General features: G+C 68.3%; 10 protein-coding genes and 1 rRNA gene. 9 read left to right on the forward strand and 2 right to left on the reverse strand.

The window, feature by feature from the left end:
* The first annotated feature begins 91 nt into the window (after positions 1-91).
* Positions 92-1,120: a zinc metalloprotease gene (locus ABZ635_RS03700; protein ID WP_357758396.1), complete on the forward strand. Its 1,029-nt coding sequence runs from the start codon at positions 92-94 to the stop codon at positions 1,118-1,120.
* A gap of 96 nt (positions 1,121-1,216) precedes the next feature.
* A complete protein-coding gene (locus ABZ635_RS03705; RefSeq protein ID WP_357758340.1) occupies positions 1,217-2,224 on the forward strand; it encodes a tryptophan--tRNA ligase in 1,008 nt (335 codons plus the stop codon).
* Between the two features lie 115 nt (positions 2,225-2,339).
* Here ABZ635_RS03705 and ABZ635_RS03710 read toward each other — a convergent pair whose 3' ends face one another.
* On the reverse strand, positions 2,340-2,912 hold the full coding sequence (locus ABZ635_RS03710) for a nicotinamidase (RefSeq protein ID WP_357758343.1): 573 nt from the start codon (positions 2,910-2,912) through the stop codon (positions 2,340-2,342).
* Positions 2,913-3,007: 95 nt separating this feature from the next.
* Positions 3,008-4,309, reverse strand: coding sequence for a nicotinate phosphoribosyltransferase (locus tag ABZ635_RS03715; RefSeq protein ID WP_357758346.1), 1,302 nt, complete (start codon positions 4,307-4,309; stop codon positions 3,008-3,010).
* Between the two features lie 133 nt (positions 4,310-4,442).
* Between ABZ635_RS03715 and ABZ635_RS03720 the strand changes: the two genes are divergently transcribed.
* The 7 genes from ABZ635_RS03720 (at position 4,443) to ABZ635_RS03750 (ending at position 11,226) form a co-directional block, all read left to right on the forward strand.
* Complete coding sequence (locus tag ABZ635_RS03720) at positions 4,443-4,865, forward strand: M67 family metallopeptidase (protein ID WP_357758350.1); 423 nt, start codon at positions 4,443-4,445, stop codon at positions 4,863-4,865.
* Positions 4,866-5,006: 141 nt separating this feature from the next.
* The gene (locus ABZ635_RS03725; RefSeq protein WP_357758353.1) at positions 5,007-5,285 is read left to right on the forward strand and encodes a MoaD/ThiS family protein; all 279 of its coding nucleotides are present in this window, start codon (positions 5,007-5,009) and stop codon (positions 5,283-5,285) included.
* A gap of 7 nt (positions 5,286-5,292) precedes the next feature.
* On the forward strand, positions 5,293-6,240 hold the full coding sequence (locus ABZ635_RS03730) for a cysteine synthase (RefSeq protein ID WP_357758356.1): 948 nt from the start codon (positions 5,293-5,295) through the stop codon (positions 6,238-6,240).
* Between the two features lie 366 nt (positions 6,241-6,606).
* Positions 6,607-7,353 (forward strand): MBL fold metallo-hydrolase, encoded by a 747-nt coding sequence (locus tag ABZ635_RS03735; protein ID WP_357758359.1) that lies wholly within the window; start codon positions 6,607-6,609, stop codon positions 7,351-7,353.
* Between the two features lie 205 nt (positions 7,354-7,558).
* Positions 7,559-8,284 (forward strand): ribonuclease PH, encoded by a 726-nt coding sequence (gene rph / locus ABZ635_RS03740; protein ID WP_357758362.1) that lies wholly within the window; start codon positions 7,559-7,561, stop codon positions 8,282-8,284.
* Positions 8,285-8,298: 14 nt separating this feature from the next.
* Positions 8,299-8,904: an RdgB/HAM1 family non-canonical purine NTP pyrophosphatase gene (rdgB, locus tag ABZ635_RS03745; protein ID WP_357758399.1), complete on the forward strand. Its 606-nt coding sequence runs from the start codon at positions 8,299-8,301 to the stop codon at positions 8,902-8,904.
* A 789-nt stretch (positions 8,905-9,693) separates the two neighbouring features.
* Positions 9,694-11,226, forward strand: a 16S ribosomal RNA gene (locus ABZ635_RS03750).
* The last annotated feature ends 68 nt before the right edge of the window (positions 11,227-11,294 follow it).

Consider the following 11,294-nt stretch of genomic DNA (forward strand, 5'->3'; position numbering starts at 1 on the left):
GCCCTCGCGTCGTCGGCGAGGGCAAACACTTCGCAAGGTCGGGCAAGTCCACACAACACCGTGAAAACGGGTCGCTACAGTCCGTGAGGTGATGGGACGAAGCCCGCGCGGAGGCTCAGCCGCGACCTGGTCCGGCCTGGCCCTGTGCGCACTCGCGATGACCGGTCTGGTGGCGAGTTCGCTGCCGGAGCCCGACCAACCCGAACCACAGCGGAGCGGGGTGACCTCCTCCGCCGCCGACCCGTACTGCCCGCCCGGGTGGGACCCCGGGGTCGACAGCGCGGCCCGAGCCGCGGGGACCCGGGTCTCCGACCCGGGGGCGCAGGCCGACGCCGGGGTGGAGATCACCCCGGAACAGGCCGCGGAGTACGAGGAACGCCTCCGAGACGCCCTGGTCTCCCAACGCGGCCGCGAACTCGCCCCGCCGTACACCGTGCCGGTGGCCGTGCACGTGATCTCCGCCACGGACGGCCGGGGGGCGGTGTCCGACCAGCAGATCCGTGACCAGGTCGACGTCCTCAACCGGGCCTACCAGGGCGACTACGCGCTCGGCTCCGAGGGGACCGACACCGGCTTCCGGTTCGAACTCTCCGACGTCACCCGCAGCGCCGACGACGCCTGGTTCGACGACTTCAACCGCCACGGCGACGCCATCCGGTCGCAGCTGCGCCAGGGCGGACCCGAGACCCTGAACGTCTACACCACCGAACTCGACTCCGGTCTGCTCGGCTACTCGACCTTCCCCCAGGACTACCAGGACGACCCGGACCGGGACGGTGTCGTCATCGCCTACGACGCCCTCCCCGGCGGTGGGCGCGAACGCTTCAACGAGGGCCACACCGGCACCCACGAGGTCGGGCACTGGCTGGGCCTGTTCCACACCTTCCAGAACGGCTGCCAGCCACCGGGGGACTACGTGGACGACACCCCGTACGAGCGCGAGGCCGCCGCGGGCTGCCCCAAGGGCCGGGACACCTGCCCCGAGCGTCCCGGACGCGACCCCGTCACCAACTTCATGAACTACAGCGACGACGCCTGCATGACCCACTTCACTCAGGGGCAGGCGCGGCGCATGGTGGAGCACTGGAACGCCTTCCGGGGCGGCTCCGCCCGGGTCTGACCCGCTCCCGTGTACACGGCGCCCCGCCCCGCGGGGCGCCGTCCCCGTCCTTCCGGCGGACGGTCGCCGGGTGCCGTGCGTCGATAGGCTGGGGGCATGGCAGCGAACACCTATCTGACCGGGATCAAGCCCACCGGTGACTTCCACCTGGGCAACTACATCGGGGCGATCAAACCCGCCCTCGCCGCGACCGAGGTCTACGACACCTACTACTTCATCGCGGACTACCACGCGCTCAACATCATCAAGGACGCGGACGAGCTCCGCCAGAGCATCCGGTCGGGCGCTGCCACCTGGCTGGCCTGCGGTCTGGACCCCGAGCGCACGGTCTTCTACCGGCAGTCCAGCATCCCCGAGACCTTCGAGCTCACCACGATCCTGAGCACCCTCACCCCCAAGGGGCTCATGAACCGCGCGCACGCCTACAAGGCCGCGCGCGACCGCAACAGCGAGGCGGGCCTCACCGAGCTCGACGCCGGGGTCAACATGGGGCTGTACAACTACCCCGTGCTGATGGCCGCCGACATCCTCGTCATGGCGGCCGACCGGGTGCCGGTCGGCCGCGACCAGTCGCAGCACATCGAGTACACCGCCGACATCGCCGGGTACTTCAACCACCGGTACGGGGACCGCTACAGCTTCCCTCTCCCCAAGGGCGTCATCGACGACAGCGAGGCCAGCATCCTCCCGGGGACCGACGGCCGCAAGATGAGCAAGTCCTACGACAACCACATCCCCCTCTTCCTGCCGGAGAAGAAGCTCCGCAAGGCGATCAACCGCATCCCCACGGACTCCACACCGGTCGAGGACCCCAAGGACCCGGACTCCTCGATCCCCTTCCAGCTCCTCACCCACTTCGCCGACGCCGAGAAGGTGGCCGACGTGCGCCAGCGCCTGGAGGCGGGCGGCATGGGCTGGGGCGACCTGAAGAAGGAGCTCTTCGAGGCGGTCAACACCGAGCTCGGCCCCAAACGCGAGCGCTACGAGGAACTCATGGCCTCGGAGACCGAACTCGACGAGATCCTGGACTCCGGTCTCGAACGCGCCCGTTCGCGCGCTCGCAGGGTCCTGGCCGACGTCCGCGCGGCGATCGGCATCGACTAGGGGTGCCCGCGCCGGGCGACCGCCCGGCACGGACGCGTACGCACGGGGGCGGCGGTGACCAGGTCACCACCGCCCCCGCCGTCGTGCTCCGGCCCGCCATGGGCGGACACCGGGCTCAGCCGCTGACCGGTCGGCCCTCCAACGCCACACCGGCCTCGCGCAGCCGCTCCACCGCCGTGTCGACGGTCGGCTCGGACACCCCGGCGGTCAGACCGAGCAGCACCCGGGTACGGAAACCCTCGCCGACCGCGTCGAGGGCGGTCGCGCGCACGCAGTGGTCGGTGGCGATGCCCACCACGTCCACCTCGTCCACGTTCCGCTCGCGCAGCCAGGAGGCCAGGGTCGTCTCCCCGTCCCCGGCCGTGCCCTCGAAACCGCTGTAGGCGGCGGTGTACTGGCCCTTGCTGAAGACCTCCTCCGCCACGGAGGCGTCGAAGCCGGGGTGGAACTCCGCGCCGGGCGTCCCCGCCACACAGTGCCGGGGCCAGCTGTCCACGAAGTCGGGAGTGTCCGAGAAGTGCGCTCCCGGGTCGATGTGGTGGTCACGCGTGGCCACCACGTGGTCGTAGCCGCCCGCCCGAGCGTGCTCGGTGACGGCGGCCGCCGTACGGGCCCCTCCGTCCACGCCCAGACTGCCGCCCTCGCAGAAGTCGTTCTGCAGGTCCACCACGATGAGTGCCCTGGTCATGTCGTCGGCACCTCGCTTCCTTGTCGTCGGGACGGTGCTCGGTGGTCCTCCGCGGGACGGGAGCCGCGCACCCGCACCGGTCGAACCGGTCGCTGTCAGTGGAAGACCGTGGCCAGTGCCACGTCCCCCCGGGACATCCTCAGGGCCTGCTCGGGCAGCTCGGCCACGGTCGCGCGGTTGCGGGCCCGTGCCTCGTGCACGCTCTCGTGCCCCACCACCTCGCCGTCGGTGACCAGCGGCCGCAGCAGCGGCCGCACGCCGACCCGGTCGACCGGCTCGTGCGGATAGACCTCCTCGGCCACCGCGATTCCCTTGTCGTCCAACCGCCGTACCGCCCACTTGCGGCCGCCTCGGCTCGGCTTGCCGACCGAGCGCTTGGCGACCGGCTCCAACGGAGCGTCCGGTTCGAGGCCCCGCGCCCGCGCCACCAGCTTGTACACCAGTGACACGGTCGGCGCGCCCGACCCCGTCACCAGGGACGTACCCACTCCGTACCCGTCCACCGGGGCCACCGCCAGCGCCTGGATCGAGTGTTCGTCCAGGTCCCCGGTGACCACGATGCGGGTCTCGGTGGCACCGAGGGAGTCCAGCTGCGCGCGCACCCGCGCCGCGGTCGCTCCCAGGTCGCCGGAGTCGATCCGGACGGCCCCCAGCTCGGGACCGGCGAGCTCCACCGCGTGGCGCACGGCTCGCTCCACCTCGAAGGTGTCGACTAGGAGCGTCGTCCCCCGTCCCATGGACTCCAGCTGGGCCTGGAAGGCCTGCCGCTCGCTGTCGTGCAGCAGGGTGAACGCGTGCGCGGCGGTCCCGCCGGTGGGCACCCCGTAGGTGCGGCCCGCCTCCAGGTTGGAGGAGGTGGCGAACCCCGCCACGTAGGCGGCGCGGGCCGCGGCGACCGCGGAACGCTCGTGGGTGCGCCGGGAGCCCATCTCGATGAGGGGCCGGTCACCGGCGGCCACGGTCATCCGGGTCGCGGCGGAGGCGATCGCGCTGTCGTGGTTGTACACCGACAGCGCGAGCGTCTCCAGGATCACGGACTCGGCGAAGGTGCCCTCCACGACCAGGATCGGCGACCCCGGGAAGTAGGCCTCTCCCTCGCCGTAGCCCCACACGTTCCCGGAGAAGCGGTACTCCGAGAGCCAGTTCAGGGTCGTCTCGTCCACCACACCGTGATCGGAGAGGAAGTCCAGTTCGGCGCCGCCGAAGCGGAAGCGTTCCAGCAGGTCCAGGAAACGACCGGTCCCCGCGACGATCCCGTAGCGGCGTCCCTCCGGCAGGCGCCGGGCGAACATCTCGAACACCGACCGGCGTGCGGCGGCCCCGCTGTGCAGGGCTCCCTGGAGCATCGTCAGTTCGTAGTGGTCGGTGAGCAGCGCGCTGCTGCTGTCCTCGCTCATAGGGGCGAGCCTACGTGTTCCGATCCGTCCCGGTACGGGCGCCCCACCTGCGTCGGGGCGGTGTCCGGAGTGACGTTGAACGCATGAATACCCACTTGGTTGGTAGAGAAGCGGTTATGGGTACCCTGGAGCCATGCTGAGGATCGACCGCTCCATCCACGACCAGATCGTCGCCCACGCGCGCCGCGACCACCCCGACGAGGCGTGTGGCGTCGTCGCGGGCCCCGAGGGCTCCGACCGTCCGGAGCGGGTCATCGAGATGCTGAACGCGGCGCGCTCGCCCACGTTCTACGAGTTCGACTCGACCGAGTACAAGAAGGTCTACGACGAACTGTGGGACCGCGACGAGGAGTTCGTCGTGATCTACCACTCCCACACCGCGACCGAGGCCTACCCGTCGCGTACCGACATCACGTACGCCCAGTGGCCGCAGGCGCACTACGTCCTGGTGTCCACCCGGGAGCCCGACACCGCCGAGTTCCGGTCCTTCCGCATCATTGACGGCGAGGTCACCGAGGAACCCGTCGAGATCGTCGGCGCCGGCACCGACCGGTAGGAACCCCCGCGTCACGGTCACGGACGACGTCTCCGTGGCCGTCGCCCGGGGAGCCCGGGCACGGCGGTCCGCGGAATGCCGACGCCGGACCGCCTGTTGGACCTGAACGCACAACCAACGACCGTTTACGGAGTCACCTTCATGGCCATCGAGGTCCGCATCCCCACCATCCTGCGCAACCTGACCAACGACGCGAAGGTCGTCCAGGGGTCCGGCGACACCCTCAGCGCCCTGGTCGCCGACCTGGACCAGCAGTACCCCGGCATCGCGGAGCGCCTGGTCGACGGCGGCAAGCTGCGCCGGTTCATCAACGTCTACCTGAACGACGAGGACGTCCGTTTCGTCGGCGGCCTCGAAGCCGAGCTTTCGGACGGCGACAACGTGACCGTTCTGCCCGCCGTCGCGGGCGGCTCTCGCTGAGGAAGCCATGCGCTACGACTCCCTGCTCGACTCCCTCGGAGGCACGCCGCTGGTCGGCCTGCCTCGGCTCTCGCCCTCGCCGGAGGTCCGGCTGTGGGCGAAGCTGGAGGACCGCAACCCCACCGGCTCGATCAAGGACCGCGCCGCGTTCTTCATGATCGAGCAGGCCGAGAAGGACGGGCTGCTCTCCCCGGGGTGCACCATCCTTGAGCCGACGTCGGGGAACACCGGTATCTCGCTGGCCATGGTCGCCAAGCTGCGCGGCTACCGCATGGTCTGCGTCATGCCGGAGAACACCTCCGAGGAACGCAAGAAGCTGCTCGCGATGTGGGGGGCCGAGGTTCACTACTCGGACGCGGCGGGCGGCTCCAACGAGGCGGTGCGCGTCGCCAAGGAGATGGCCGCGGCCCACCCCGACTGGGTGATGCTGTACCAGTACGGCAACCACGCCAACGCCCGGGCCCACTACGAGACCACCGGGCCCGAGCTGCTGGCGGACCTCCCCGGGATCACCCATTTCGTGGCGGGGCTCGGCACGACCGGGACCCTCATGGGGGTGGGCCGGTACCTGCGTGAGCACAGGCCCGATGTGCGGATCGTGGCGGCCGAGCCGAGGTACGGCGAGCTGGTCTACGGGTTGCGCAACCTCGACGAGGGTTTCGTCCCGGAGCTCTACGACGAGTCCGTGCTCACCACGCGGTTCTCCGTCCCCTCGGACGCCGCGCTGCGCCGGACCCGCGAGCTGCTCAACAAGGAGGGCATCTTCGCCGGTATCTCCACCGGCGGCGCGCTCCACGCCGCTCTCGGTATGGCGCGCAAGGCGGAGCAGGCGGGGGAGCGCGCGGACATCGCGTTCGTGATCGCCGACGCCGGGTGGAAGTACCTCTCCACCGGAGCCTACGACGGCACCTTGGAGGAGGCGGAGGAGCGCCTGGACGGTCAGCTCTGGGCGTGAGCCCGTCCCCGGGACGTGTTCCCGGGGCGCGGGGCCGCGTCGTCTGGCGGAGGCCGGTTCCCTGGGGGACCGGCCTCCGGTCCGCCCGCCCTCGGTCCCGCCTTCCGCGTGCGCGGTCGGGCGCAGGTCAGATCCTGTCCCGAACTCCGGAGCGGTGAAACGGTCATATCTGGTCAATCGGTGTGAAAAATTCACACGTGATGCACGTCGCCTGAGATGCGGGACACATTTTGTACCACCCGGGCGGCCATTGGGGTACACCCGTAACAACGGGACATCCGCAGAACCAGCCGCCCACCGCTCACCCCGCACACGTCACCAAGGGGCCACGGAAGCAGTGCGGCCGATCGAAAAGGCGACGACGACGTGCGACTCACGATTATCGGGTCCTCCGGGAGCTTCCCCGGGCCGGACAGTCCGGCCTCCTGTTACCTGGTGGAGGCGGACGGCTTCCGGCTCCTGCTGGATCTCGGCAACGGCGCCCTCGGCGCCCTCCAGCGCCACGCCGACCTGTACTCCGTCGACGCCGTCTACCTCAGCCACCTGCACACCGACCACTGCGCGGACATGTGCGCCTACTGGGTCGCCCGGATGTACCCGCCCGGCGGAGCCAAGTCGCCCATCCCCGTCTACGGCCCCCCGGGAGTGGCGGACCGGCTCGCGGAGATCTACGGTCTGGACCCCGACCCCGGCATGACCGAGGTCTTCGACTTCCACGAGCTCGTCCCGGGTGAGTTCCGGATCGGTCCCATGACCGCGCGCGTGGACCGCGTCAACCACCCCGTCGACGCCTTCGGCATCCGCCTGGAGCACGGCGGGTCGAGTCTCGCCTACTCCGGCGACACCGGCTCCTGCGACTCCCTCGTCGACCTGGCCCGCGACACCGACGTGTTCCTGTGCGAGGCCGCCTTCCACGACCACGTCGAGCACCCCAAGGACATGCACCTCACGGGAAGCGAGGCGGGCGACCACGCCACCAGGGCCAAGGCGCGCAAACTGCTCCTGACCCACCTGGTGCCGTGGAACGACGACGGGGTCACCATGGCCGAGGCCCGCAGCACCTACGACGGCCCCATCGAGTTGGCCCGGGGCGGCGAGGTCCGGGAGATCTGAGGGTCGTCCCCGTCCGAAACACGCCGGGTCACGGACACGCTGGGTGACCCATCGCGGCCGTGCCACCACGGGACGGACGGTGCCCGGGGGACGCGGGGGCCTCACCGGTGCGTGGCAGCGGGCCGCGTGTGGTGCCGGTCCCACCACGTGCGGTAGGTCCGGACTCCAGCACCGGGGAACACCCCGCCGATATACGCTCGTGTCCATGGCTCGACCTGACGGACGCGTTCCGACCCAACTCCGCCCTGTGAACATCCACCGCAACTGGCTCCGCCACGCGGAGGGCTCCGCCCTCATCGAGTTCGGGGACACCCGCGTGCTCTGCGCGGCCACCGTCGAGGACGGTGTGCCCCGCTGGCGTCGGGGTACCGGCGAGGGCTGGGTCACCGCCGAGTACGCGATGCTCCCGCGCTCCACGGACACCCGGGGCGCCCGCGAGTCCGTGCGCGGCAAGATCGGCGGCCGCACCCACGAGATCTCCCGCCTCATCGGCCGCTCCCTGCGCGCCGTCGTCGACTTCAAGGCGATGGGCGAACACACCATCACCCTTGACTGCGACGTGCTCCAGGCCGACGGCGGCACCCGCACCGCGGCGGTCACCGGCGCGTACGTGGCCCTGGCCGACGCGATGAAGCACCTGCGCAAGCGGCGCAAGCTCAAGAACAACCCGCTCACCGGATCGGTCGCGGCGGTCAGCGTCGGCGTGGTGCAGGGCCAGCCCCGGCTCGACCTGAACTACCTGGAGGACTCGGTCGCCGACACCGACATGAACGTCGTGCTCACCGGGGACGGCAAGTTCGTGGAGGTGCAGGGCACTGCGGAGGGGCAGGGCGCCGCCTTCGACCGCGAACTGCTGGACAAGCTGCTCGACCTCGCCACCGGCGGGTGCGAGGAGCTGGCCGCCCTCCAGAAGAAGGCCCTGTCGGAATGAGCGGCGCGGACGCGGTGAGGATCGTCCTCGCGACGCGCAACGCGAAGAAGGTGCCGGAGATGCGGGCGATCCTGGCCGAGGCCGGGGTGACGGCCGATGTCCTCGCCCTGGACGCGTTCCCGGACGCGCCCGAGGTACCCGAGACCGAGCCCTCCTTCATCGGCAACGCGCTGCTCAAGGCCCGGGCCATCGCCGAACACACGGGTCTGCCCGCCGTCGCGGACGACTCCGGCCTGAGCGTGGACGAACTCCGGGGGATGCCCGGGGTGCTCTCCGCCCGCTGGGCGGGGCGCTTCGGTGAGGGGGACCAGGACCGGGCCAACCTCGACCTGGTGCTGGACCAGCTCGCGGACACGCCGCCGGACCGCAGGGGCGCGGAGTTCGTGTGCGCCGCGGTCCTCGTGATGCCCGACGGGACCGAGGCGGTCGCCGAAGGCATCCTGCGCGGTCGCCTGGTCGGTGAGCGCCGGGGCACGAACGGGTTCGGCTACGACCCGGTCTTCGTCCCCGAGGGGGAGAGCCGCACGGCGGCGGAGCTGACCCCCCAGGAGAAGAACGCGATCAGCCACCGGGGGATCGCCTTCCGGCAGCTCGCGAAGGAACTCGCGGAGATGGTCTAGCGGAGGCGGCGACCGGGGCGGGTACGGGACCTCCCGTACCCGCCCCGGTCGCGTCGGGGACGCACCTCCAGGAAGTTCCGCGACCCGTGTTTGAACCCAGACGTCCCGGGCACGATCACCCTTGTACGGACATGGACGCCGTCCCGCGCAGGCAGGAAGACCCCGAGACCAGGGGCTTCCACGACCGCGCGAAACGCCCGGACCACACGGGTCTGCCCCCCGGACCGGGCCGATTTGACGTCTCCCGACCAGTTACCTAGACTCACCGAGTCGCTGCGGGACGGCGAGCGGGGCCCAGGCCTCGACTCGGAACCGGGCCGCGACCATCGACACCCTCTCCAAAGCATCATGGTTCGAGCAGTCGCTCGGAGCAGGTAAGCTCAGGGAGTTGCTTCGAAAGGCCCACGGAAACACGGGCCAGGAAAAGCACCGGGAATTCTTTCCCCGGATCAGCTGGAAAGCGAAAACGCCGATTTGGCGGGGCGCGGAACACCTGATAAAGTAAAGACACAACAAAGCGGAAACGCCGCGAAAGCGGCGGAAAAGCAGAAGCCTTCTCCGGAAGAGCAGACAGAGTTCAGACTCTGGCGCTTGTACGGGAAGAGTGATTGTTTCTTGAGAACTCAACAGCGCGTGTTTGATTTTCTTTAAGCCATGTTTGTTTTGGCCCCGACGCACTTCGGTGCGTAGGGTTCCTTTGATTAACCAACGCGAGTTGGTTGGTCAGGATTTCTTCTAGGTTTATCCGCCCCAGGCTGACCCCTGGTCGCCGGGACGGATTGTTTGACCTTTATGGAGAGTTTGATCCTGGCTCAGGACGAACGCTGGCGGCGTGCTTAACACATGCAAGTCGAGCGGTAAGGCCCTTCGGGGTACACGAGCGGCGAACGGGTGAGTAACACGTGAGCAACCTGCCCCTGACTCTGGGATAAGCGGTGGAAACGCCGTCTAATACCGGATACGACCCGCCACCTCATGGTGGAGGGTGGAAAGTTTTATCGGTCAGGGATGGGCTCGCGGCCTATCAGCTTGTTGGTGGGGTAACGGCCTACCAAGGCGATTACGGGTAGCCGGCCTGAGAGGGCGACCGGCCACACTGGGACTGAGACACGGCCCAGACTCCTGCGGGAGGCAGCAGTGGGGAATATTGCACAATGGGCGAAAGCCTGATGCAGCGACGCCGCGTGGGGGATGACGGCCTTCGGGTTGTAAACCTCTTTTACCACCAACGCAGGCTCCACGTTCTCGTGGGGTTGACGGTAGGTGGGGAATAAGGACCGGCTAACTACGTGCCAGCAGCCGCGGTAATACGTAGGGTCCGAGCGTTGTCCGGAATTATTGGGCGTAAAGAGCTCGTAGGCGGCATGTCGCGTCTGCTGTGAAAGACCGGGGCTTAACTCCGGTTCTGCAGTGGATACGGGCATGCTAGAGGTAGGTAGGGGAGACTGGAATTCCTGGTGTAGCGGTGAAATGCGCAGATATCAGGAGGAACACCGGTGGCGAAGGCGGGTCTCTGGGCCTTACCTGACGCTGAGGAGCGAAAGCATGGGGAGCGAACAGGATTAGATACCCTGGTAGTCCATGCCGTAAACGTTGGGCGCTAGGTGTGGGGACTTTCCACGGTTTCCGCGCCGTAGCTAACGCATTAAGCGCCCCGCCTGGGGAGTACGGCCGCAAGGCTAAAACTCAAAGGAATTGACGGGGGCCCGCACAAGCGGCGGAGCATGTTGCTTAATTCGACGCAACGCGAAGAACCTTACCAAGGTTTGACATCACCCGTGGACCTGTAGAGATACAGGGTCATTTAGTTGGTGGGTGACAGGTGGTGCATGGCTGTCGTCAGCTCGTGTCGTGAGATGTTGGGTTAAGTCCCGCAACGAGCGCAACCCTTGTTCCATGTTGCCAGCACGTAATGGTGGGGACTCATGGGAGACTGCCGGGGTCAACTCGGAGGAAGGTGGGGACGACGTCAAGTCATCATGCCCCTTATGTCTTGGGCTGCAAACATGCTACAATGGCCGGTACAATGGGCGTGCGATACCGTAAGGTGGAGCGAATCCCTTAAAGCCGGTCTCAGTTCGGATTGGGGTCTGCAACTCGACCCCATGAAGGTGGAGTCGCTAGTAATCGCGGATCAGCAACGCCGCGGTGAATACGTTCCCGGGCCTTGTACACACCGCCCGTCACGTCATGAAAGTCGGCAACACCCGAAACTTGTGGCCTAACCCTTCGGGGAGGGAATGAGTGAAGGTGGGGCTGGCGATTGGGACGAAGTCGTAACAAGGTAGCCGTACCGGAAGGTGCGGCTGGATCACCTCCTTTCTAAGGAGTCTTTTGAAGACCAACACCTTCTATCGTTGGTCGGACTCGAAAGTGGACCTCACACCCTC

The sequence above is a fragment of the Nocardiopsis sp. NPDC007018 genome, from assembly GCF_040635075.1.
Lineage (GTDB): Bacteria > Actinomycetota > Actinomycetes > Streptosporangiales > Streptosporangiaceae > Nocardiopsis.